Consider the following 22218-nt stretch of genomic DNA (forward strand, 5'->3'; position numbering starts at 1 on the left):
GGAGCTACTTTCGCAACGCTGTTGCCAAAGTGCAAGTGGTGGGGACAATGGGTGGCGTGAACAGGACGAGGACGGCGAGCGGTGTGTCCGCGGGCGGAGTGTCGGCGAGCGGTGGCGGGCCGGTGGGGGCGAACCTCGTCGCGGTGCGGTCGCACAACGCCGCGCTGGTGCTGGGGCTGCTGCGGGATGCCGGGGCGGAGGGGATCAGCCGGCTCGAACTGGCCGAGCGGACCGGGCTGACCCCGCAGGCCGTCAGCAAGATCACCGCGCGGCTGCGGGAGGAGGGGTTCGCGGCGGAGGCCGGGCGCCGGGCGTCGACGGGGGGCAAGCCGCGGACCGTGCTGCGGCTGGTGCCCGAGGCGGGGCACGCGGTGGGGGTGCATCTGGACCGGGACGAGCTGCGGGTGGTGCTGGTCGATCTGGACGGGGCCGTGGTGGGGGAGCGGCGGGCCGAGCTGGATCTGGGGGCCGGGGCGGAGGCTGTGCTGGCGGTGGTCGGGGATGCGGTGACGGGGGTGGTGCGGGAGGTGCTGGGCGCGTTTCCGGGTGAGGAAGGGCCGGGCGGGGAGGGTCCGGCGGGGGCCGGGTCGCTGCTCGGGGTGGGGGTGGCGCTTCCGGGGCCGCTCGATCATGCGCGGGGGGTGCTGCACCGGGTGACCGGGTTTCCCGAGTGGGACGGGTTTCCGTTGCGGGACGCGCTCGGGGAGCGGTTGGGGGTGCCGGTGGTGGTGGACAAGGACACCAATGCGGCGGCGCTCGGCTTGTCGGTCGGGGGTGAGGGGGGCGAGGGCGGCTCCTTCGCCTATCTGCATCTCGGTACGGGGCTCGGGGCCGGGTTGGTGATCGGTGGGCGTGTGCATCGGGGGGCGCGGACCGGGGCGGGGGAGTTCGGACACCAGGTGATCCAGCTGGACGGGCCGCTGTGCGAGTGCGGGAACCGGGGGTGCGTGGAGGCGCTGTGCCTGGCGGCGGTGGGGCGCGGGGAGGCCGGGAAGGCGGCGCGGGTGCTGGGGGTGGCGGCGGCGAATCTGGTCGGGCTGCTGGACATCGACGTGGTGCTGCTCGGCGGGCGGACGATCGCGGGGGCGCCGGAGGGTTTTGTGCGGGGAGTCGGGGAGGTGCTCGATGCCCGGGCTCGGCGGGAGGGGGTGCGTGGGGCATCCGTGCGGGTCGCTCCGCGGGGGGAGCGGGTGGTGGCGGAGGGGGCCGCGCAGTTGCTGTTGGCGCCGGTGTTCGGGCGGGGGGATGTGTGACGGGCGTTGCGCTGTGCTGTGGCGGGAGCGCCCCGAAGGGGCGCGGGGAACTGCGCGAGCGGCCACGGCGGACCCGCAGCCGCGTACGGTCTGACGCGGCTCGGTGGGTGGGCGTCGGTCAGGTCATGCCGGCAGGTTCAGCTGCCAGGAGACGCCGAAGCGGTCGTTGAGCCAGGTGAACTTGGCGCTGAAGCCGTAGTTGCCCAGGGGCATGAGTTCCGTGCCCTGTTCGGTGAGGGCGGCGTGGAGGCGGTCGATCTCGGCCTCGTCCTCGCACTGCACGAAGAGTGAGATCGCGGGCGTGAAGGTGAAGTCGTGGTGCGCGGGGCTGTCGATGCACATGAACTGCTGACCGGCGAGCGAGAACGTGGCGTGCTGCACGCTCCCCTCCTTGCCCGGGCCGTCGGCCCCGTAGCGGGTGACGTTGACGACCTCGGCGTCGTCGAAGAGCGAGGTGTAGAAGGTCATCGCGTCCTCGGCGACGCCCTCGAACATCAGGAACGTGGTGATCTTCTGGGACGTCGCGATCTTCATGTTGCATGCTCCTCAGCACTGTTGTCGGGCAGGGTGCGCAGGCCTGTTCAAGTGTTACCCCGCCGATCGAGCGGACTTCGCGGCCCGTACCGGAGTGGCGGACGCGGGTGTGCCCATCTGACCGACATGGTTATGTGTTTATGCGACCATTTACACCTTTGGCCCTCTGCCTCACCGCGGCCGCCGCGTCCGCCTCCGCCTGGGTGGTCGGCCCCGCGGCGCCGGCCGCCGCACTCGCCGACCCGCCCCCGGCCTGCACCGCCGGCAACCCGCGGGCCTTCCCGCTCGCCGCGCGGATCCGGGGCGGCCCGCCCTCCTACGAGGCGGGCGGCGGATACGGCACCTGGTACATCGACCTCACCAACACCACCAGCCACGCCTGCACCGGCATCCATCCGTTGATCGTCCTCGTCGACGACAAGCGCGAGCTGAAACCGAACCAGCCCAAGCTGGAGTTCTACGACGGCCGCACGGCCCGGCCGGTGACGTTCGAGAGCACCGACGAGCAGGAGCTGATCGGCGTGCTCGACGGCGCCGGGTTCAACGGGTTCGCCGTACCGCCCGGCAGGACCGTCAGCGTCAAGGTCAGACTCGTGTTCCCCTCCGGCACCGCAGCCAACCAGGTCACCGCCAACGCAGCCGTCGTCCAGCGCCGGGGTGACGACGGGGACTGGGTCGGGGAGTCCAATGCCTACCGCTTCGGGATCGGGGAGTATGCGTCGCCGGCTCCGGACGCCACGCAGGGCCCGGCTCCGGACGCCTCCCAGGACGGCGGCGGTGTGGCACCCAGCGCGTCCGGCGGCCCGCAGGCCACACCCGGCACCGGCACCGAAACCCCGGCCGCCCCCACCGCAGACCCCGACCTGCCGTACGCCGCCGTGGGGGAGGGTGACGCGGAGGACCCGAGTGAGCTGGCGCTGACCGGATCCCGCCTCGCCCAAGGGCTGCTCGCGGCCACCGCCGCGCTTCTCGGGGTCGCCGGCGGCGCGTTGCTGCTGGCCCGCAGACGCCGCTGAGCCCGGGGGCCGTACCTCGGATACCCCTGCCGTCTGCGACGATCCCTGCGTGGACTACCCGAACGACCAGGCCCCCGGCGCCCCCGTCCGCTCCGGCATCCCCGAGCACGGGCGTATCCCCAAGTACTACGCGGTGAAGGCACGGATCGCCGCGCTGCTGGCGGAGCTGGGGGAGGACAGCGTCATCCCCACCGAGCGGGACCTCGCCGAGCGCTACGACGTCGCCCGGGAGACCGTACGGCAGGCCGTACGGGAGCTGGTGCTGGAAGGGCGGCTGCGGCGCAAGGGCCGGGGAACCGTCGTCGCCGGGCCAAAGCTCGCCCAGCCGCTGTCGCTCGCGAGCTACACCGAGGGTGTGCGCCGGCAGGGCCGTACGCCCGGTCGTGCGCTCGTCTCCCTGGACCGTTTCCCCTGTCCGGACGCCCTCGCGGCCGAGACCGGGCTCACCCGGGGCGAACCTGTCTGGCACCTGGAGCGCGTGCTGCTCGCCGACGAGGAGCGGGTCGGCCTGGAGAGCACGTACGTCGCCGTCGAGCGGGTGCCCCGGTTGGACGCCGACTTCGACCCCGACTCCTCCTTCTACGGCTATCTGACCAGCCAGGGCATCTCCTTCGGCGACGCCGACGAGCGCATCGAGACCGTGCTGGCCACGCCCCGCGAGGCCCTGCTCATCGGCACCCCGCCCGCCCTGCCGATGCTGCTGATCCACCGCGTCTCCCGGGACACCGACGGCAGACCCCTGGAGCGCGTGCGCTCGCTGTACCGCGGGGACCGGTTCTCCTTCACCACCCACCTCAAGGGCTGAAAAGCGACTGATGTCCGGGTATCGACCCCCCTCCTCAATGTCACGGAAAGATAACGGGTCTAGCCCAAACGTGATGGGTCGTTCACGCTCGCGTTGTCAGCCGGATGTCTCCGGTTCCCCGATCCCGAGGAGCGTTGCCGTCGTGAAAGTGACAGTCGTCGGAGCAGGCGTGGTGGGCACCATGCACGCCTGGCATGCGGTACAGCGCGGCCACCAGGTCGTCCAGATCGAGCGCGAGGCCGAGGCGCGCGGCGCCTCGCTGCGCAACTTCGGGCAGATCTGGGTCAGTGGCCGCGCCGCGGGAGAAGAGCTGGAGACCGCGCTGCGGGCGCGGGAGCTGTGGGAAGGGATCGGCGCACGGGTGCCGGCGCTGGGCTTCAGGGCGAACGGGTCCCTGACCCCCGTCCGCGGCCCCCTGGAACTCGCCGTCGCCGAGGCCGCCGTGGCCCGCCCGGACGCCGCGGCCCGCGGTTACAAGCTCCTTGTCCCGAGCGAGGCCCGCGCCCTCAACCCGGCCCTGCGGGGCGACTTCACCGCCGCCCTGTACTGCGAGCGGGACGCGGCGGTCGAGCCGCGCACCGCCCAACTCGCCCTCCGAACCGAGCTGTTGAAGTCCCCGAACTACACCTTCCTGCCGGGCCGGGAGGTGCGCGAGGTCGTCGGCGCCGGCACCGTCCGGGACGACCACGGCGACGTCCATCGCGCCGACACGGTCGTCCTGTGCACCGGCGCCTGGCTCGGCGGACTGGTCCGCGAACTTGCGGGACCGGCCCTCCCGGTGCACCGGGTCCGCCTGCAGATGATGCAGACCGACCCGCTGGGCGAGCCGCTGCCGACCTCCGTCGCCGACGCCGACAGCTTCCGCTACTACCCGGCCTACGCCTCCCCGGCGCTGGACGAGCTCAACGCCCGGCAGCCGCAGCCGGAGACCGCGGCCACGCACAAGATGCAGCTGCTCATGGTGCAGCGCGCCGACGGCGGCCTGACCATCGGCGACACCCACGAGTACGAGCACCCCTTCGCCTTCGACACCGTCGAGGAGCCGTACGAGCACCTCACCGGGATCGTCGAGTCCCTGCTCGGCCGGCCGCTGCCGCGCATCCGCCGCCGCTGGGCCGGTGTGTACGCGCAGTGCACCGAGCCCGGCCGGGTGGTGCACCGCCGGCCGGTGCGCGAGGGGGTGTGGCTGGTCACCGGGCCCGGCGGGCGCGGCATGACCTGCGCCCCCGCGATAGCCGAGACCACCGCGAACGAACTGGGCTGGTGAGCAACCCATGACCGACATCACCCCGGACATCCGTCTGGTCGTCCTGGACATGGCGGGTACGACCGTCGCCGACGGCGGACTGGTCGAGCGTGCCTTCGAGGCGGCGGCCGGCGAACTCGGCGTCGAGCCGGGCTCGGCCGAGCACGCCGAGCACCTCGCCTACGTCCGCGCCACCATGGGCGAGTCCAAGATCTCCGTCTTCCGCCACCTGTTCGGCGCCGAGGACCGCGCCCAGCGCGCCAACACCGCCTTCGAGAAGGCGTACGGCGATCTGGTCGACGGCGGCCTGATCGCCCCGGTGCCGGGAGCGCGCGAGGCCATCGAGGAGCTGGCCGGCGGCGGCCGTACCGTCGTCCTGACCACCGGCTTCGCCCGGGTCACCCAGGACGCGATCCTCGACGCCCTCGGCTGGCGGGACCTCGTCCCGCTCACCCTGTGCCCGGCGGACGCCGGCGGGCGCGGGCGGCCGTACCCGGACATGGTCCTGGAGGCCTTCGTCCGCACCAAGGCCGCCGAGGACGTACGCCAGGTCGCCGTCGTCGGGGACACCTCCTACGACGTGCTCAGCGGGGTACGCGCCGGGGCCGGGCTGGTCGCCGGCGTGCGCACCGGGGCGCACGGCGACGAGGAGTTCCGCGCGGCCGGCGCCACGCGCGTCCTCGACTCGGTCGCCGGCCTGCCCGCCCTGCTCAGGGAAGAACGGTGAGATGAGCATCCGCTTCGACTCCGTCACCGTCGCCTACGACGGCAACGTCGTCCTCCACGCGCTCGACCTGACCGTCGAGCCCGGCGAGGTCATGGCGCTGCTCGGGCCGTCCGGCTCCGGCAAGACCACCGCGCTGCGGGCGGTCGCCGGGTTCGTACGGCCCGTGTCCGGGCGGGTGCTCCTCGGCGGCCGGGACGTGACGGACCTGCCGCCGTACCGGCGGGGCATCGGCATGGTCGTGCAGAGTTACGCGCTGTTCCCGCACATGCGGGTCGACGAGAACGTGGCCTTCGGACTCAGGGCGCGCAAGACGCCCAGGAGCGCGATACGGCAGCGGGTCGCCGAGGCGCTGGAGCTGACCGGGATGGCCGCCTACGCCCGCCGGCACCCGCGCGAGCTGTCCGGCGGGCAGCAGCAGCGGGTCGCCATCGCCCGCGCGCTGGCCATCCGGCCGGACGTCCTCCTCCTCGACGAACCGCTGTCCGCGCTGGACGCCCGGCTGCGGTCCGGGATGCTGGCCGAACTCGCCCGGCTGCACCGGGAGTTGCCGGACATGACGATGCTGTACGTCACCCACGACCAGGTCGAGGCGCTGACACTGGCCGACCGGATCGCGGTGATGGACAAGGCGAAGCTGCGGGCCTGTGGTACGCCGCGGGAGCTGTACCGGGCGCCGGGCGACGAGTTCACGGCGTCCTTCGTGGGCGGTGCGAACCTGGTGCCGGTGACCGTGGGGTCCGGGGGAGTCGCGTTCGCGGGCACGGAACTGAAGGTCGACACGGCGGGCGCCGCCGCGGGAGCGCGGGCGACGCTGTGTGTACGGCCGCATCTGGTCGGGCTGGGCGAGGGCCCCAATCAACTCGTCGGCGCCGTACGGGAGATCCAGTGGCGCGGCGCCACGCACCGGCTGTACGTCGAGGTCGACGGGCATTCCGTCATGGCGGACGTGCGCGAGCTGAAGGATCCGCCCCGGCACGGAGAGACCGTGACCCTGCACTTCGCTCCCGAGGACGCGGTGCTGCTGCCCGCGGAGGTCGGCCATGAGTAGGCGGCTGCTGTGGGCCCTTCCTCCCGTGGCGCTCCTCGCCCTCTTCTTCCTCTACCCCCTCGCCCTCGTCGTCCAGCAGTCCTTCCAGCCGGACAGCGGAGGCACCTCCCTCCAGCCGTACGCCGACGTCTTCGCCTCCGAAGGCTTCCGCAACGCGCTGTGGACCACCGTCTGGCTGGCGCTGGCCTCCACCGCCGGGTGCCTGGTCCTCGGGTTCCTGCTGTCGCTGGTCATCTCGTTCGTGCCGTTCCCCGGGGCGAAGGGGGTGGCCCGGTTCATCGACGTGTACCTGTCCTTCCCGTCCTTCCTCATCACGCTCGCGCTGCTGTTCATCTACGGCACGACAGGGATCATCGGCTCCTTCCAGTTCCTCACCACGCCCTGGGGTGTGCTGCTGGCGGAGGTCACCTACTTCACGCCGTTCGTGATGCGGCCGCTGCTCGCCGCCTTCTCGCAGCTCGACACCGCGCAGCTGGAGGCGGCCGGTTCGCTGGGAGCGCGGGCGCCCCGGATCGTGCGCCGGATCGTCCTGCCGGAGGCGCTGCCCGCGCTCGCGGCCGGCGGGAGCCTGGTGCTGGTGCTGTGTCTCAACGAGTTCGGGATCGTGCTGTTCACCGGCGCGAAGGGGGTCACCACCCTGCCGATGCTCGTCTACAGCAAGGCGATCCTGGAGTCCGACTACCCGGGCGCCTGCGTGGTCGCCGTCGTCAACGTCCTGATCTCCGTGGGGCTTTACGGCCTCTACCGGGTGGTGAGCCGTCGTGCTGGTGCATAGCCGCAAGGCCAGGTGGGCCGTGTGGGCGGTGTTCCTCGTCCTGTTCGTGCCGCTGTTCGCGCTTCCCCTGCTCGTCGTCCTCGGCGCCTCCTTCGCCACCCACTGGTCCGGCGCGCTGCCCTCGGCACTGACCACCGCGAACTACCGTGCCGCCACCCGTGGCGAGGCCCTCCAGGCCCTCACCACCAGCCTGCTCACCGCCACCGCCGCCAGCCTGCTCGCGCTGACCGTCGGGACCTGGGCCGCGCTGGCCGCCGCCGGCCTCAAGAAGCGCCACCGGCGGCTCATGGACGCCCTGTTCGTCCTGCCGGTCGCCGTGCCGTCGGTCGTGGTCGGACTGTCGGTCCTGGTGGCCTTCTCCAGGCCGCCGATGCTGCTCAACGGCACCCGGTGGATCGTGATCCTCGCCCACACCGTGCTGGTCACCGCGTTCGCCCACCAGTCCGTGTCGGCGGCGATCACCCGCCTCGACCCGGCCTACGAACAGGCCGCCGCCTCCCTCGGCGCCCGGCCCGCCCACGTCCTGCTGCGGGTCCGCCTGCCCCTGCTGCTGCCCTCCCTCACCGCCGCCGCCGGCCTCTGCTTCGCCCTGTCCATGGGCGAGCTGAGCGCCACGATGATGCTCTATCCGCCGGACTGGACCCCGCTGCCCGTCCTGATCTACGCGGCCACCGACCGCGGTGCCCTGTTCACCGGCTCCGCCGTCGCCGTGGTGCTGATGGCCGCGACCCTGCTCGTCCTGTTCGCCGTCTCCCGGGTCCGCACCCGGGCGTCGTACCGCTGATCACTCCGCACCCCCCGTAAATCCCTTCACCCGCCAGGAGTTGGCCTCGCCATGTCCGGAAACCGCCTCACGCTCGCCATAGCCCTCGCCCTGCTCGCCACCCCCGTGCTGTCCGCCTGCGGCGGCTCCTCCGCCGCCTCCGACGCCCAGTCCGTCACCGTCTACAGCGCCGACGGCCTCAAGGGCGAGAACGGCGACGGCTGGTACGACAAGGTCTTCGCCGACTTCACCAAGCAGACCGGCATCAAGGTCAAGTACGTCGAGGGCGGCTCGGGCGAGATGGTGCAGCGCGCCGTCCGCGAGAAGTCCAACCCGCAGGCCGATGTGCTGGTCACCCTGCCGCCGTTCATCCAGCAGGCCGACAGCAAGGGCCTGCTGCAGAAGTACCAGCCGAAGGACTTCGGCCAGGTCGGCGGCGCCGACAAGGCCGCCGACGGCACATGGACCTCCGTGGTCGACAACTACTTCGGGTTCGTCTACAACAAGAGGGAGCTGAAGCAGGCCCCGAAGACCTGGGACGAACTGCTCGACCCCAAGTACAAGAACAAGCTCCAGTACTCCACCCCCGGTGTCGCCGGTGACGGCACCGCCGTGCTCATCAAGGCCGTCCACGACTTCGGCGGCAAGGAGCAGGCGCTCGCCTATCTGAAGAAGCTCCAGGCCAACAACGTCGGCCCGTCCGCCTCCACCGGCAAGCTCGCGCCCAAGGTGGACAAGGGCGAGCTGCTCGTCGCCAACGGCGATGTGCAGATGAACTACGCCCAGTCCAAGGACATGCCGGGCCTCGGCATCTGGTTCCCGGCCGGCCAGGACGGCAAGCCCACCACCTTCGCCCTGCCGTACGCGGCCGGCCTGGTCACCAAGGCCCCGCACAGCGAGAACGGCAAGAAGCTGCTCGACTTCATGCTCGCGCAGAAGCAGCAGCAGGAGGTCAGCGAGATCGGCGGCGGATTCGCCGCCCGCCAGGACGTCAAGGCCACCGACGCCAACGCCATCGCCCTCACCAAGCTGATGGACGGCGTGGAGATCTTCGAGCCGGACTGGAACGACATCGACAAGAACCTCACGTCGTACGTGGAGGACTGGAAGTCGGCCACCGGAAGCTGAGCCGATCGGCCGCCGTAGGGCCGGGTCAAGATCAGGCCGCGCTGATTAGGCTGGGGACGTCGGTACGCCGTGGTTCCGGCGTCCCCCGCTGTTCTTGACCGTACGCACGCCAGGAGACGCACAACATGGCAGACCGCAAGCCGATCGAGTCGTGGCTCACCGACATGGACGGTGTCCTGATCCACGAGGGTGTTCCGATCCCCGGCGCCGACGCCTTCCTGAAGAAGCTGCGCGAGTCCGGGCGGCCCTTCCTGGTGCTCACCAACAACTCCATCTACACCGCCCGGGACCTGCACGCTCGGCTGCGCCGCATGGGTCTGGACGTGCCGGAGAAGAACATCTGGACCTCCGCCCTGGCCACCGCCCAGTTCCTCGACGACCAGCGGCCCGGCGGCAGCGCCTATGTCATCGGCGAGGCCGGTCTGACCACGGCGCTGCACGACATCGGCTACATCCTCACCGACCACGCCCCCGACTTCGTCATCCTCGGCGAGACCCGCACCTACTCCTTCGAGGCCCTGACCAAGGCAGTGCGGCTGATCAACGACGGCGCCCGGTTCATCGCCACCAACCCGGACAACGTCGGCCCCTCCACCGAGGGCGACCTGCCCGCCACCGGCTCGGTCGCCGCCCTGATCACCGCCGCGACCGGCAAGAAGCCGTACTTCGTCGGCAAGCCCAACCCGCTGATGATGCGCGCCGGGCTCAACGCCATCGGGGCCCACTCCGAGAACTCCGCGATGATCGGCGACCGCATGGACACCGACGTCCTCGCGGGCCTGGAGGCCGGAATGCGCACCTTCCTGGTGCTGTCGGGCGTCACCCAGCCCGACGACGTCGACCGCTACCCCTTCCGCCCCTCGCAGGTCGTCGACTCCATCGCGGACCTGGTCGAACTCGTCTGACCCGCCGCCAAACGGGTCTGACCTGGGGTTTTCAAACCTTCATCCACCCGTTCGGAGCAATCGGGCGCCTCCCGAGGATGCGGAGGCGCCCGGCGCGGGGGAGCCTCCTGGTAACTGGAGGTTCACGATGGGCTCACTACGCCTCACTCTCTGTACGGGAATCCTGGCCGTCGCCGCGTTCGTTCCGGCGGCCCACGCGGCCGACGGAGGCTCGGTCTCCGTGACGCCCGCGGCCCCCGCACCCGGCACCGACGTCTCCGTGCGGGTGCACGGCTGCTCCGGGCGGCAGGGCACCGCCGTCTCGGACGCGTTCGTCGCCGACGCGCAGCTGACCGGCAGCCAGGGCACCCTGTCCGGCGAGACCCGCGTCCGCTCCTCCCTCAGGGCGGGCGCCTACGACGTCAGGATCACCTGCGCCGACTTCGTGATCAGCGGCAGGATCACGGTGGTCGGCAGGGGGACGGCGCCGGGGACGGCGCCCAACCAGGCAGCCGGACAGTTCCAGGACCCCGGCCGCCTGTTCGGCGGGGCCCCCTTGCCCGTCGCCCCCGTCCCCGCGGGCGGCGGCGGCACCGCTCACTTCGCCACGGTGGCCACCACCGACTCCGGCCCCGACACCGGTCAGGCGGTGACCGGCCTGGCCCTCGCGGGCATCGCGGCGGTCGCCGTCGGACTCCGTACCCGCCGCGGCCGCGGCACCCGCTGAGCGCGGCCCATGTCCGACGACCACGGGCGCACCACCGGCACCGACCGGCTCATCACCTGGCTGACCTGGGCGGTGCTGCTGTTCGGGCTGTGGCTGTGGGGGCGCGGGCTGACCGGCGTACCGCACACCGCGGACGGCCCCGCCACCGGGAACCTGTTCGGCCTCGCACCCGCGCAGGCCGCCCGGCTGCCCAGCCCGGCCACGCCGCTCGGGGCGGGCGCCGTGCCCCAGCGCGTCGACATCCCCCAACTGGGCGTCCAGGCGCCGGTGGTGAGCCGGGGACTGGACGCCCGGGGCGCCGTCGACCCGCCCCCGTTCGACCAGCCGGGCGTGGTCGGCTGGTACGGCGCCGGCACCACACCCGGCGCCAGGGGTGCGGCTCTCCTGGTCGGGCACGTCGACACGGAGACCCGGCCCGCAGTCTTCTACCGGCTCAGCACCCTCAAGCCCGGCGAGACGGTCCGGGTGGTCCGCTCGGACGGCAAGGTCGCCCAGTTCGTCATCGACGACGTCCGCGTCCTGCCCCGCGCAGGCTTCGACGCCCGCCAGGCCTACGGCCCCCACCGGCCGGGTCGCGCCGAGCTGCGCCTGATCACCTGCGGCGGCCCCTTCGACCGCGCCGCCCACAGCTACACGGCCAACGTCGTGGTCTCCGCGTACCTCACCGGAACCGCAGGCTGACCCCCGTACGTCCCGCCCCGTACGCCCCGCCGCGCGACCTCGCGACCTCGTGACGGACCGGGCGGATATGCCACGATTGGACACCCGGACCAGTGCGCCCAGGGGGGAATCGCATGTACGACAGCAGGGGGGCCCGTTCTTCCGCGCGGGCGTCGGCGGCGGCGGTGCTGGGGGCGGCGCTGCTGCTCGCCGGATGCTCCTCCGGTGGCGGGGACAAGAACGGCGACCCGGGGGCCCGGATCACCCAACAGCCCAAGGCCGCCGATCCGTTCTGGGTGAACCCGGACGGCACCGCGGCCCGTCAGCTCGCCGCCTACGAGAAGTCCGGCAAGAAGGCCGAGGCCGCGCAGGTCCGCAAGATCGCCGAGCAGCCGGTGGGGGAGTGGATCGGCCCGGAGAATCCGGAGAAGGAGGCGCGCGGCTTCACCGAGGCCGCCGCGAAGTCCGACCGCACGGCCCTGCTCGTCCTCTACGACATCCCGCACCGCGACTGCGGCCAGTACTCCCAGGGCGGCGCCGCCGACGGCAACGCCTACCGCGCCTGGATCGACGCCGTGGCCCGGGGCATCGAGGACCGTCCCGCCATCGTGATCCTGGAACCGGACGCCGTGCTCCACCTCGTGGACGGCTGCACCCCGGCCCAGTTCCACGAGGAGCGCTACGACCTTCTCAAGGGCGCGATCGCCAGGCTCAAGTCGCTGAAGAACACCAAGGTCTACCTGGACGCGGGCAACGCCGGCTGGGGCCGCCCCGACCAGATCTTCCAGTCCCTCCAGCAGGCCGGCATCGACCAGGCCGACGGCTTCTCCGTCAACGTCTCCAACTTCTACTCCACCCAGGACTCCATCGCCTACGGCAAGCAGCTCTCGGCGAAGGTCGGCAACAAGCACTTCGTCATCGACACGAGCCGCAACGGCAACGGCCCCTACACGTCCGGCGACCCGGCCCAGCGCTGGTGCAACCCGCCGGGCCGCGCCCTGGGCGAGACCCCGACGACGAAAACGGCCGACCCCCTGGTGGACGCCTATCTGTGGGTCAAGCGGCCGGGCGAGTCCGACGGGCAGTGCAAGGGGGGGCCCAAGGCGGGCGATTGGTGGGCGACGTACGCTCTCGAACTCGCTGAGAACAGCCAACGGTAGGGGCGCGGGGAACTGCGCGCTCAGCCACAGTGCTCCCGCACCCGACAATGCAACCCGCGGGAGCGCTACGGCACCCGCACCCACTGCGCCTTGCTCGGCGTCCCCTGATCATCGTCCACGAACAGCATGTACCACCCGGACTGCACCAGATTCCGATCCTTCGGCACAGTCACCGTGATCTTGTTCCCAGCCGCCTTGAAGTCCAACGCGATCGACCGCTGATCCACGTCCGTCACATGCGTGGACGCACTCGGCCGGATCAACCGCACCTTCTTGATGCCGGCCGCGTGATCCGACGTGAACGTCCCCGAGGCGCCGCGGGCGATCGTCTGCGGGCCACCGCTCAGCGTCGGCCGCGAGTCCCGGTACAGATACGGCGGTGTGTAGATCTCGATCCGCTGCTCGAACTTCCCCGGCCTGGTGTTCGCCTTGTCGCCGTACAGCGAGTCGGAGCCGAAGAACATCACCCGCCCGTCCGGCAGCAGGATCGACCCGGAGTGGTAGTTCCGGCCCACCAGCGGATCCGCGACCCGGGTGAAGCTGTTGCTGTCGGGGTGATACAGCCGCGCCTGCAGGATGTTGGAGTCGCCGCGCCCCCGGTAGTCCTCGGAGCCGCCGGAGACCAGCACCGTGTCGTCGGGCAGGACCGAGGACTGCGGATAGCGCGTGCCCTTCTCCAGCTCGGGACCGTCCACGAAGTGCGGGTTCTTCGCCTTCAGGTCGATCAGCCGGGTCTTCTTGCTGGACAGCTTCGACTCACCGACGCCGCCACCGCCGATCACCATGAACCTCTCGTTCTGCGCCGGCGGCAGCAGCACGGTTCCGGAGGTCTCCATCATGTTCGGGTCGCTCAGCCCGGGGAGCTTGCTGAACTTGTTGGTGTCGACGTCCCAGATGCCGGGGTCCCGGCCGACGTTGTCCGGGCCGTACCCCGCGTTCGAACCCGAGTAGAAGATCTTCCCGTTCTGCATCAGGAACAGCGCCGGATACGTCGGGAACTGCCGGACCGTCTTCGTGTACGTCCACTTCTTCGTCTTCGGGTCGAAGACCTCGTTCTTGCCCGGCACCAGCTGACCGATGTCGTCCAGGCCGGAGACGCTGAGGATCCTGCCGTCCGACAGGGTGGTGAGCGTCGGGTACCAGCGGGCCTCGTTCATCGGGTCGACCTTGATGTACCGCTCGGCGACCGGATCGAACTCGTAGGCGTCCTTGATCCCCTCGAAGTCCTTCTTGTCGAGGGCGAGCTTCTGCGCGATGCCGTAGGTGTTGCGCGCGTCGGCGCCGGCCAGGCCCTGGATCCGGTAGTTGTCCTGGGTACCGGTCTCGTACTGGGCGCCCTCCTGCGGCGCCTCGACATAGACACGGCCGTAACCGGGGTTGTTCCGCAGCCACTTGCCGGTCTTGTCGAAGACCTTCGTGGCGCGCGGGATCAGCACCGGGTCCTGGGAGACGAACGTCCTGCCGTTCTGCTTGCCGGTGAACCTGGTGCCCGCGGGCAGGGTGATCGGCTTGTCCGGGTTCTCGTTGTAGAGAATCATGACGCCGCCGGCCTTCTTGACGTCACCCTTGAGCTTCTCGTACCGCTTGGTGCCGCCCGCGATCAGCAGATTGCCGTTGGCGAGCTGGGTGTGGCCGGTGCAGAACAGGTCGCTGGGCGTGGGGATCTTCTTGATCGTGCCCTTGACCGGGTCCCAGATCCGGGTGTCGAACTTCTTCTTGTCAAAGTTGTCCTGGTTGTTGCCCGAGCCGGCCACCAGCAGCACCTTGCCGGTGTGCAGGAGCGCCGCGTGGATGGTGTCCTGGCGGTACTCCGGCGGGAACTCGATGATGTCCCAGTGGCCGTTCTCGGCCTTGTACTCGGGTCTGTTGATCTTGTAGTGGTGGTACTGCGCGGTGCCGAAGCGATAGAGCCACGGCCCGTTCATCCCGGCCAGCGCGAGTACCACCGCCGTACCGATCGCGAGCCTGCGGGCGCGACGGCGGCCGGCCTGGTCCTTCATTCCTTGCTTCCCCCAAGTCCGCCAAGGGCGATCTGCATGGTCTGCTCGTTCTCCCCGCTCCGGTCCGCGCCGCGGTCCCCGTGCTGTTCGCCGGCCGTCCAGGTGGGCCGCCTGAGCGGCGGATGAGCCGCGTACGGGGCGGGCACCGCGTCCCGCGGTTCGCCGGCCGCCGTGGCCGCCGCCGGCCTCGGCTTCTTCCGCTCCTGCCACAGCGTGTACCGCCAGGCGCAGATCGGCGAGGCGGTGATCAGCAGGGCGAAGGAGGCCCAGGTGAGCATCGCGGGGTGGGAGTGCCCGAACACGAAGCCGGCGGCGAGCGAGCCGGCGAAGACCAGGATGAAGAACCAGTGCACCCGGAACGTCCCGAACAGCGTGTCAGGGCTCGCCGACTCGCCCTTGGGCGTCACCACGAACTTGCTCTTGCGGCGCAGTACGGCATCCATCAGGGAGCGTGCGTAGATCGGCGCGGACAGGGCGGACATCACCATGCCCGCGACACCGCCGGAGCCCTCCGGTTCGTGCGGGGAGACATTGTGCCGCCGGTTCCAGATGTACAGGCCGATCTGGAGCGCGGAGGCGTTGCCGTACAGCATCAGCCACACGGTCGGGTCGATGTTCACGCCCGAGGCGCCCAGGCCCAGGAACAGGGCGCAACTCAGCGCTGCGAGGATCCAGTTGAGGGCGGACATCGGATAGAAGATGATCATCATCGTGTAGTTGAAGAGCTTGCCCGGCCCCAGCGTGAACAGGCCCTTCCAGTACTGCTTGAGGATCGTCTCGTACGTGCCCCGGGACCAGCGCAGCTGCTGGGTGAAGAAGTCCGTCCAGGCGTTCGGCCCCTCGCCGACCGCGAGCACGTCCGGGGTGTACACCGACTTCCACTTCCGGCCCGTCGCCGGGTTCTTGGCGCGGTGCATCTCGAAGCCCGTCGCCATGTCCTCCGTGATGGAGTCGTACAGGCCGCCGATCTGCTTGATGGCGCTGATCCGCACCGCGTTGGACGTGCCGACGAACATCGGGGCGCCGTAGCGGTTGCCGGCGCGCTGGATCAGGGCGTGGAAGAGGAACTGCTGGGACTCGGCGGCCTTGGTGACGAAGGTGTCGTAGTTGCCGTACACCTGCGGGCCGATGACGAAGCCGACGTCCGGGTCGCGGAAGTAACCGAGCATCCGCTCCAGGTAGTTGGGCAGCGGAACGTGGTCGGTGTCGACCGAGGCGAAGAAGTCGTAGTCGTCGCCATGCGCCGCCAGCCAGGCGTTGTAGTTGCCGTGCTTGGTCCTGGCGCGGTGCGGGCCCTTGGGCTGATTCCACCGCTCCACACCCTTGCGGGTGAAGTGGTGCACGCCGAGCCGGGCGCAGACCTCCTTGACGGCCGGGTCGTCGCCCTCGTCCAGCAACCACACGTGCAGCAGGCCGCGGTGACGGAGCTTCACCGCCGCCTCCAGGGTCTTCGTCACCATCTCCAGCGGCTCCTTGCCGGGCACGAAGGTGGTGATGAAGGCGACTCTGGTGCCGGTCTCCGGGATCACCGGGACGGGGTCGCGGGCGACGAGCGTGGCGTGCGCGTTGGACAGCACGTTCATGCAGCGGAAGAACTCGATCAGGCCGATCGAGACGAGCATGACGACGTCGAGCGCCGGCAGGAAGTCATAGGCGGGATAGTCCCGTTCGGTCCAGTGCTCGGGCTGCAGCAGCCAGAACAGCAGGACCAGGGAGAGGATCGGGGCCGCGCCCAGCATGAGCGCGGCGCGGATGCGGTGCGGCTCCTGCGAGAGCAGCGACCGGTACTGCACCTTGTAGGGCTTGCCCGGGTCGGGCTGGGTGAGGGGACCGGCGAGTCGGCTGTAGTGCTCGTAGTCGTATCTCGGCAGGCTCTTCCTTATCCGGCGGAACTGGCCCGTCCGGTGCCCGATCACCCTCAACTGAGTGGTCTGTGACGGATCGTCGTGAACGTGGCTCTGCCCGGCGCCCTTCGGCGTCGACGTCATGAGTCATTCCCCCCACACGCAGGTCACCGCGTGTTCTGTCGCTGTGGTGGCTCGCAGTCCCCACGTCTTCCCCACCTCATAGACACGGGACGGCGACCTTCCGGTTGCATGATGCCCCCCTCGGCATCGGTTCATGGGCGGGGCCCCCGCCCCGCCGTCCGGCAACCGTTTGCTTCCCCCCAACTCCCTCCAAACGGCGGCAGCTCGGACACCCAGGGTTCTACGGCGCTCCGCATGATCGCAAGACGCGAAACGCGGTGTTTACCGATCAAACCCGTTCATTGTGGCGCGCGTGGGGCTCGGGAGGCGGGGGCGCGCCGGTGGTCTGCGGCGGCGGGGGCGGGCCGGTGGTCCCGGGTGGCTGGGGCGTGCCGGTGGTTTCGGCGGGCCGGGGAGTGCCCGTGGTGGAGAGGCGGACGCGGATGTTGCCGAAGTGATCTCTTATGGCCTCCTCCGCCCGCAGTGAGTCGCCGGACCGGACCGCGTCCAGGATCTCCCGGTGCTGCCGGCAGGTGACCCTGGGGTCCTGCGGCACGTCCACCAGATCCCGCTGCACCCGGTGGAAGGCGTCCCAGAACGCCTCCAGCACCTCGCTCAGCAGCACGTTGTCCAGCCCCCGGTAGAGGGTGGCGTGAAAGGCCCGGTCGGTCTCGGCGAGGCCCGCCCCCTCGGCGGCCTCCTGTTCCATACGGTCCACGAGGGCGTCCAGTTCAACGAGGTCCGCCTCCGGCAGCCGCCCGGCGAGCCGCGAGACCAGCCCGGTCTCCACGGCCTCGCGCAGCTCCAGCAGCTGCAGCAGGGAGTCCTCGCCGCGGTAGTGCCCGGCGACGGTGCGGAAGGCCAAGCCCTCGATCATGGGTGCGAAGGACATCGAGCCGACGTACGTCCCGAACCCGTGCCGGATCTCCACGATCCCCATCGCCTGCAACGCCTTCAGGGCCTCGCGCACCGAGTTCCGGCTCGCGCCGAGGTACTCCATCAGCTCGGGCTCGGTCGGCAGCGGGGCACCCGAGGGCAGCCGTCGGTCGACGATCAGCTTCTTGATCCGCTCCTGGAGGTCCCGGGCTGCCATGGCCAGAGGGTATCCGGCCAGTCGGGGGGACGACCCTGTTCCGCTTCTCGATACCGGTTCACTGCGACACGGGGGTGTGGGTGGCGGAGCCCCCACCGCGCGCGGCGCAGCCGCGCAATAACAGAGATGGCGAGCCAGGTCCGCGCTTTTTGCGGACGTGGCTCGCCATCGTCATCGTGCGCCGCCAGGGACTCGAACCCCGGACCCGCTGATTAAGAGTCAGCTGCTCTAACCAACTGAGCTAGCGGCGCCTGCTGACGGAGATAACTCTACCTGACCTTGAGGGGTGCCCGTGACCACCCCCAGGTGATCAGCCGGCGACGTGGAGGGGTGTGTACATCATTCGGACCGTCAAAGTGGCGATCTGCCGGACAGTTGGAAAACTGATCAATGTGCACACTCACGGACAAAGCCCCTTCGAATGTGAGGTAGATCGCATGACGGCTCCGGCGTTCGAGGAAGTCGCCCCCGCCCGCGACTGCGACTGCCCCGGCTGCGTCCAGGGGCGGCGGGCCGGCCCCGGGCTGTTCTCCGGCCGCTCCGGCGCCCGCTCGGCGGCCTGCGGAATCGTGGCCGTGGCCGCCGCGTCCGCCGTCCTCGGCGCGGTCACCCCGGCGGCCGCCGTCGTCGCCCCCGGCCGCCTCGCCGACGCGCGCGCCGACGCCGCCGATGGCGGTGAGCCCGACACTCCCCAGGGCGCCCAGGCTCCGCTGCACGGCCGCGAGGGCAAACCGGCGGGGCCGGGCACGGCCCGGGTCCCCGCCACCACCCGGACCAAGATCATCAACCGGGCCAAGATCTGGGTGGCCGCGCAGGTGCCGTACAGCATGGAGGACTACTGGAGCGACGGCTACCGGCAGGACTGCTCGGGCTATGTGTCCATGGCCTGGGGCCTGCCGAGCAACGAGTGGACGGGCAGCCTCGACCAGTTCGGCGTGAAGATCACCAAGGAGGAGCTGGAACCCGGCGACATCCTGCTCTACCACAATCCCGACGACCCCGAGAAAGGCTCTCATGTGGTGATCTTCGGCGGCTGGACGGACTACACGCACACCTACTACACGGTTTACGAGCAGACACCCCCGCACACCCGCCGGCAGGCCACTCCGTATCCCTACTGGAGCCATGCCGACAAGTACGTCCCCTACCGCTACAAGGGCCTGAGCACCGGTACCGCGGGTGCGCCGCCGGCCGCGCTCAAGAAGGTCCCCTATCCGGGCGCCGCCCACTTCGGCCCGGGCGCCGACAACGCGTACGTCACCCTGCTCGGCCGGATGCTGATCGCCAGGGGCGGCGCCCGCTACTACACCCGGGGCCCCGGTCCGCGCTGGGGCGAGGCGGACCGGCGGGCGACCCGGGCCTTCCAGCTCGCCCAGGGCTGGACCGGCAGGAACGCCGACGGGCTGCCCGGCCCCCGCACCTGGAAACTGCTGGTCACCGGCAAGGGCAAGAACATCGCCCCGGCGGCAGGACCGGGCCGGTCGGCCGCGCACGGCGTGCCGGCCGCACAGCGGGTGCCGGCCTCGCACGGGGTGCCCGGCTATCCGGGCCGGGGCTATTTCCGTCCGGGCGCGGAGAACGCGTACGTCACGCAGCTGGGCCGTCGGCTGATGGAGAAAGGTTTCGGCAGGTTCTACGCCACCGGTCCCGGTCCACGCTGGGGCGAGGCGGACCGGCGCGCGGTGGAGGCCTTCCAGCGCACCCAGGGCTGGCGCGGCGGCGCGGCGGACGGCTACCCGGGACCGGAGACCTGGCGCCGGCTGTTCGCGTAGCCGGACCCCGACCACACGACGGGACGCCGACCCGGCCGGCCCCCGGCCCCAAGGGCTCTGTCCCGCACACCATCCCTGTCCGCACACCACCCCTGTTCATCACGCATCCTCACCAACCCCTGTTCATCCCCCTGTTCATCACGCGTCTGGCGCGGAGGCTGGAGACACGCATGAGTACGACCACATCACACACACCGCCCGAATCCGAGGGACTGGAGCCGGGCGAGCGCACGGACCGGCTGATCCAGAACGGATCGGCCACGGAGATCCCCGTCCATCTGCTCTACCGCGACGACAGCGAGCCGCTGGACCCGGTGAAGGTGCCGCTGAAGCCCGCCGTGGTGGCCCGTCGGCCGGACACCGGCGAGCAGCCGGACGCAGCACCCCCGGCGCCGGAGCGCCGTCGGCCGCTGCCGGAGATCGACCCGGAACTGGTGGAGCGCCCGGCGCGGGTGCTGCCGGGCGCGGCCGGTGCGCTGGCCGGGGTGTGCGGGATCACCGGCTGTCTGGCCACCTCCTGGTGGGCCGGGCAGCTCCCGCCGGCCGCGGTGGAGGTGCTGCGGCTGCCCGCGTCCCTGGGCGCGGGGCTCGGCCCGGCGCAGTGGGCGGCGTACACCGGGGCCAGTGTGCTCGGGATCTTCGGCTTCGGCGGGCTGACCCGGGGGCGGACCGGGCGGGCCTGGGTGCTCGGCCTGTTCGGCCGCTACCGGGGGACGGTGCGGCGTACCGGGCTGCTCTGGGTGAACCCGCTGCTGCCGCGCCACCGGGTCGATGTGCGGCTGCGGCACTGGCGCAGCGAGCCGATGCCGGCGGCGGATCCCGACGGGGTGCCGCTCAAGGTGGCGGTGCTGGTGGTGTGGCGGATGCGGGACACCGCGCGGGCGACGCTCGGCGTCGAGGACCACGAGGCGTATTTGCGCGAGTGCGTGGAGGCGGCGCTGGCGCGGGTGCCGGTGGAGCCGGCGGGCGGCACGGACGGCGGGGCGACGGCGGCCGGGGACGAGCTGACCCGGCTGGTGGCGGAGGAGACCGAGCCGGTCGGCCTGGAGGTGTTCGCGGTGCAGCCGCTGCGGGTGGAGTACGTCCCGGAGGTCGCCGCCGCGATGCATCGGCGCTGGATCGCCCGGCTGGACGCCGGGCAGCGGGCCGGCATGCTCGAATCGGTGGTGGACTCGGTGGAGGACACGGTGACCCGGCTGACCGGGCGCGGTCTGGTCGAACTCGACGACTACGAGCGGAAGGTGCTGGTGCGGGATCTGACGGTCGCCTTCTGCGCGGGGCGCGGGGAACCGGCGTAGTCCGGCCTGCCGCACGGCCCCCGGCACGGGCCGAGATTGGTATGGACATGTTCAACTAACGGCAATAACCTGGCACTTGGTCTGGACCTACCTGCACAGCTCACCGAACTCCCCACGTTCTCCAGGAGCGGCAGTATGCACACCAGGACCAGGTTGTCCGCGGTCGTGCTGGGCGTGGTGACCGCCGGAGCGTTCGCGCTCTCCACCGGCGGCGCCAGCGGGCACGGCTACACCGACCTCCCGATCAGCAGGCAGAAACTCTGCGCCAACGGCACGGTGACCGGCTGCGGCGACATCCAGTACGAGCCGCAGAGCGTCGAGGGCCCCAAGGGATTCCCGGCCGCGGGGCCCGCCGACGGCCAGCTCTGCAACGGCGGGCTGAGCCGGTTCGCCCAGCTCAGCTCGCCGACCACCCCGTCCGGCGGCGCCTGGCCCACCACCAGGGTGACGGGCGGGCAGACGTACACCTTCCGCTGGCAGTTCACCGCCCAGCACGCCACGACGGACTTCAAGTACTTCGTCACCAGGCAGGGCTGGAACCAGAACCACGCCCTGTCCCGCTCGGATCTCAACCTCACCCCGTTCCTGACGGTCCCGTACGACGGCCGGCGCCCGCCGGCCACCCTCAGCCATAGCGGCACCCTGCCGACCGGGCTGAGCGGGCACCACGTCATCCTCGCGGTGTGGACGATCGCCGACACCGGCAACGCGTTCTACGCCTGCTCGGACGTCACCTTCTGAGGACCGTTCCGCCACAGCACGGAAACTGAGGTTCCCTTGAGGCCGACCGCGCCTACCGCCGGGTAGGTTCCTCGCACGCCGATCGAGTGGAGCGGCGTACCGGACCTCGGGGGAACCTCATGTTCGAGATCTTCTTCTACGCCGTACCCACCGTCATGATCGCCGGCTTCGGGTACTCCGCCTTCCTGCTGATGCGCCGCGCCCGGCGGATCGGCAGGACGTGGGCGCACGGCCTGACCGCCGAGGGGCGCTGTCTGCGGATGTACACGACGACCAGCGGGGGCGGCGGGGACACGTCCGTGCGGACGACCCTGCACCACGTCTACGAGTTCACCACCCGCGAGGGCCGCACGGTCCGCTTCGAGGAGGAGAACGGCCCGTCGACCGTCATGGAAGGCGACTTCGTCACCGTGCGGTATCTGCCGGAGCAGCCCCAGCGGGCCACGGCCCGCCCGCCGGCGCCCGCCAGGCTGGCCGTCGGCACCGGCTTCGGGGTGGCCTTCCTCGGCGCGGCCATCACCTTCTGCGTCGGCTTCATGGTCATGGCGCACACGATGTTCGCCGAGTCGGCCGGCATGTTCCCGTGACCCTCCTCATCTGACGCTGTGTCAGTTACCGTGC

At 71.0% G+C, this 22218-nt stretch carries 21 protein-coding genes and 1 tRNA gene; 17 read left to right on the plus strand and 5 right to left on the minus strand.

Annotated features, from left to right (window positions below; all coding sequences use genetic code 11):
• Positions 1-47: 47 nt before the first annotated feature.
• Positions 48-1253 (plus strand): ROK family transcriptional regulator, encoded by a 1206-nt coding sequence (locus ACWCQS_RS08080; RefSeq protein WP_451003660.1) that lies wholly within the window; start codon positions 48-50, stop codon positions 1251-1253.
• 123 nt (positions 1254-1376) lie between these two features.
• Here ACWCQS_RS08080 and ACWCQS_RS08085 read toward each other — a convergent pair whose 3' ends face one another.
• Entirely contained in the window at positions 1377-1787 is a 411-nt protein-coding gene (locus ACWCQS_RS08085; RefSeq protein WP_450985438.1) for a VOC family protein, read from the minus strand.
• Between the two features lie 158 nt (positions 1788-1945).
• Here ACWCQS_RS08085 and ACWCQS_RS08090 point away from each other — a divergent pair, with 158 nt between their 5' ends.
• The 12 genes from ACWCQS_RS08090 (at position 1946) to ACWCQS_RS08145 (ending at position 12726) form a co-directional block, all read left to right on the plus strand.
• On the plus strand, positions 1946-2803 hold the full coding sequence (locus ACWCQS_RS08090) for a hypothetical protein (RefSeq protein WP_451003661.1): 858 nt from the start codon (positions 1946-1948) through the stop codon (positions 2801-2803).
• Positions 2804-2852: 49 nt separating this feature from the next.
• Positions 2853-3608, plus strand: coding sequence for a GntR family transcriptional regulator (locus tag ACWCQS_RS08095; RefSeq protein ID WP_451003662.1), 756 nt, complete (start codon positions 2853-2855; stop codon positions 3606-3608).
• A 142-nt stretch (positions 3609-3750) separates the two neighbouring features.
• Positions 3751-4875 carry a TIGR03364 family FAD-dependent oxidoreductase gene (locus tag ACWCQS_RS08100; RefSeq protein ID WP_451003663.1) on the plus strand — a complete coding sequence of 375 codons (1125 nt, stop codon included), beginning with the start codon at positions 3751-3753 and terminating at the stop codon, positions 4873-4875.
• A 7-nt stretch (positions 4876-4882) separates the two neighbouring features.
• Positions 4883-5581 (plus strand): HAD family hydrolase, encoded by a 699-nt coding sequence (locus ACWCQS_RS08105; protein WP_451003664.1) that lies wholly within the window; start codon positions 4883-4885, stop codon positions 5579-5581.
• A gap of 1 nt (position 5582) precedes the next feature.
• Positions 5583-6629, plus strand: a complete 1047-nt coding sequence (locus tag ACWCQS_RS08110; protein WP_451003665.1) for an ABC transporter ATP-binding protein — start codon at positions 5583-5585, stop codon at positions 6627-6629.
• Positions 6622-7404 (plus strand): 2-aminoethylphosphonate ABC transporter permease subunit, encoded by a 783-nt coding sequence (locus tag ACWCQS_RS08115; RefSeq protein WP_451003666.1) that lies wholly within the window; start codon positions 6622-6624, stop codon positions 7402-7404. Before ACWCQS_RS08110 ends, ACWCQS_RS08115 begins: the two co-directional genes overlap by 8 nt.
• A complete protein-coding gene (locus ACWCQS_RS08120) occupies positions 7391-8188 on the plus strand; it encodes an ABC transporter permease (protein WP_451003667.1) in 798 nt (265 codons plus the stop codon). The genes ACWCQS_RS08115 and ACWCQS_RS08120 overlap by 14 nt, the downstream gene beginning before the upstream one ends.
• Positions 8189-8239: 51 nt before the next feature.
• A complete protein-coding gene (locus tag ACWCQS_RS08125; RefSeq protein ID WP_451003668.1) occupies positions 8240-9295 on the plus strand; it encodes a 2-aminoethylphosphonate ABC transporter substrate-binding protein in 1056 nt (351 codons plus the stop codon).
• Positions 9296-9420: 125 nt separating this feature from the next.
• The gene (locus ACWCQS_RS08130) at positions 9421-10200 is read left to right on the plus strand and encodes an HAD-IIA family hydrolase (protein ID WP_451003669.1); all 780 of its coding nucleotides are present in this window, start codon (positions 9421-9423) and stop codon (positions 10198-10200) included.
• Positions 10201-10327: 127 nt separating this feature from the next.
• Positions 10328-10906: a hypothetical protein gene (locus ACWCQS_RS08135; protein ID WP_451003670.1), complete on the plus strand. Its 579-nt coding sequence runs from the start codon at positions 10328-10330 to the stop codon at positions 10904-10906.
• Positions 10907-10915: 9 nt separating this feature from the next.
• A complete protein-coding gene (locus ACWCQS_RS08140) occupies positions 10916-11587 on the plus strand; it encodes a class F sortase (RefSeq protein ID WP_451003671.1) in 672 nt (223 codons plus the stop codon).
• A gap of 113 nt (positions 11588-11700) precedes the next feature.
• On the plus strand, positions 11701-12726 hold the full coding sequence (locus ACWCQS_RS08145) for a glycoside hydrolase family 6 protein (RefSeq protein WP_451003672.1): 1026 nt from the start codon (positions 11701-11703) through the stop codon (positions 12724-12726).
• A 65-nt stretch (positions 12727-12791) separates the two neighbouring features.
• Here ACWCQS_RS08145 and ACWCQS_RS08150 read toward each other — a convergent pair whose 3' ends face one another.
• The 4 genes from ACWCQS_RS08150 to ACWCQS_RS08165 all read right to left on the minus strand — a co-directional run bounded on the left by ACWCQS_RS08150 (position 12792) and on the right by ACWCQS_RS08165 (position 18037).
• A complete protein-coding gene (locus ACWCQS_RS08150) occupies positions 12792-14726 on the minus strand; it encodes a galactose oxidase-like domain-containing protein (RefSeq protein ID WP_451003673.1) in 1935 nt (644 codons plus the stop codon).
• Positions 14723-16714 carry a glycosyltransferase family 2 protein gene (locus tag ACWCQS_RS08155; protein WP_451003674.1) on the minus strand — a complete coding sequence of 664 codons (1992 nt, stop codon included), beginning with the start codon at positions 16712-16714 and terminating at the stop codon, positions 14723-14725. The genes ACWCQS_RS08150 and ACWCQS_RS08155 overlap by 4 nt, the downstream gene beginning before the upstream one ends.
• Before the next feature lie 268 nt (positions 16715-16982).
• Positions 16983-17786: a FadR/GntR family transcriptional regulator gene (locus ACWCQS_RS08160; protein WP_451003675.1), complete on the minus strand. Its 804-nt coding sequence runs from the start codon at positions 17784-17786 to the stop codon at positions 16983-16985.
• A gap of 177 nt (positions 17787-17963) precedes the next feature.
• A tRNA-Lys gene (locus tag ACWCQS_RS08165) sits at positions 17964-18037 on the minus strand.
• Positions 18038-18223: 186 nt separating this feature from the next.
• Here ACWCQS_RS08165 and ACWCQS_RS08170 point away from each other — a divergent pair.
• The 4 genes from ACWCQS_RS08170 to ACWCQS_RS08185 all read left to right on the plus strand — a co-directional run bounded on the left by ACWCQS_RS08170 (position 18224) and on the right by ACWCQS_RS08185 (position 22184).
• Positions 18224-19558: a peptidoglycan-binding protein gene (locus tag ACWCQS_RS08170; RefSeq protein WP_451003676.1), complete on the plus strand. Its 1335-nt coding sequence runs from the start codon at positions 18224-18226 to the stop codon at positions 19556-19558.
• Between the two features lie 170 nt (positions 19559-19728).
• On the plus strand, positions 19729-20856 hold the full coding sequence (locus ACWCQS_RS08175; protein ID WP_451003677.1) for an SPFH domain-containing protein: 1128 nt from the start codon (positions 19729-19731) through the stop codon (positions 20854-20856).
• A gap of 135 nt (positions 20857-20991) precedes the next feature.
• Complete coding sequence (locus ACWCQS_RS08180; RefSeq protein ID WP_451003678.1) at positions 20992-21597, plus strand: lytic polysaccharide monooxygenase auxiliary activity family 9 protein; 606 nt, start codon at positions 20992-20994, stop codon at positions 21595-21597.
• A 119-nt stretch (positions 21598-21716) separates the two neighbouring features.
• Entirely contained in the window at positions 21717-22184 is a 468-nt protein-coding gene (locus tag ACWCQS_RS08185; RefSeq protein WP_451003679.1) for a DUF3592 domain-containing protein, read from the plus strand.
• Positions 22185-22218 lie beyond the last annotated feature (34 nt).

The organism is Streptomyces sp. NPDC002076 (assembly GCF_053593835.1).

What these genes read in the sequence shown, in the direction of transcription:
- ACWCQS_RS08080 (WP_451003660.1), top strand. Translation starts at nt 48, where the DNA reads ATGGGTGGCGTGAACAGGACGAGGACGGCGAGCGGTGTGTCCGCGGGC.
- ACWCQS_RS08085 (WP_450985438.1), bottom strand. Translation starts at nt 1,787, where the DNA reads ATGAAGATCGCGACGTCCCAGAAGATCACCACGTTCCTGATGTTCGAG.
- ACWCQS_RS08105 (WP_451003664.1), top strand. Translation starts at nt 4,883, where the DNA reads ATGACCGACATCACCCCGGACATCCGTCTGGTCGTCCTGGACATGGCG.
- ACWCQS_RS08110 (WP_451003665.1), top strand. Translation starts at nt 5,583, where the DNA reads ATGAGCATCCGCTTCGACTCCGTCACCGTCGCCTACGACGGCAACGTC.
- ACWCQS_RS08115 (WP_451003666.1), top strand. Translation starts at nt 6,622, where the DNA reads ATGAGTAGGCGGCTGCTGTGGGCCCTTCCTCCCGTGGCGCTCCTCGCC.
- ACWCQS_RS08125 (WP_451003668.1), top strand. Translation starts at nt 8,240, where the DNA reads ATGTCCGGAAACCGCCTCACGCTCGCCATAGCCCTCGCCCTGCTCGCC.
- ACWCQS_RS08130 (WP_451003669.1), top strand. Translation starts at nt 9,421, where the DNA reads ATGGCAGACCGCAAGCCGATCGAGTCGTGGCTCACCGACATGGACGGT.
- ACWCQS_RS08135 (WP_451003670.1), top strand. Translation starts at nt 10,328, where the DNA reads ATGGGCTCACTACGCCTCACTCTCTGTACGGGAATCCTGGCCGTCGCC.
- ACWCQS_RS08140 (WP_451003671.1), top strand. Translation starts at nt 10,916, where the DNA reads ATGTCCGACGACCACGGGCGCACCACCGGCACCGACCGGCTCATCACC.
- ACWCQS_RS08145 (WP_451003672.1), top strand. Translation starts at nt 11,701, where the DNA reads ATGTACGACAGCAGGGGGGCCCGTTCTTCCGCGCGGGCGTCGGCGGCG.
- ACWCQS_RS08150 (WP_451003673.1), bottom strand. Translation starts at nt 14,726, where the DNA reads ATGAAGGACCAGGCCGGCCGCCGTCGCGCCCGCAGGCTCGCGATCGGT.
- ACWCQS_RS08155 (WP_451003674.1), bottom strand. Translation starts at nt 16,714, where the DNA reads ATGACGTCGACGCCGAAGGGCGCCGGGCAGAGCCACGTTCACGACGAT.
- ACWCQS_RS08160 (WP_451003675.1), bottom strand. Translation starts at nt 17,786, where the DNA reads ATGGCAGCCCGGGACCTCCAGGAGCGGATCAAGAAGCTGATCGTCGAC.
- ACWCQS_RS08170 (WP_451003676.1), top strand. Translation starts at nt 18,224, where the DNA reads ATGACGGCTCCGGCGTTCGAGGAAGTCGCCCCCGCCCGCGACTGCGAC.
- ACWCQS_RS08175 (WP_451003677.1), top strand. Translation starts at nt 19,729, where the DNA reads ATGAGTACGACCACATCACACACACCGCCCGAATCCGAGGGACTGGAG.
- ACWCQS_RS08180 (WP_451003678.1), top strand. Translation starts at nt 20,992, where the DNA reads ATGCACACCAGGACCAGGTTGTCCGCGGTCGTGCTGGGCGTGGTGACC.
- ACWCQS_RS08185 (WP_451003679.1), top strand. Translation starts at nt 21,717, where the DNA reads ATGTTCGAGATCTTCTTCTACGCCGTACCCACCGTCATGATCGCCGGC.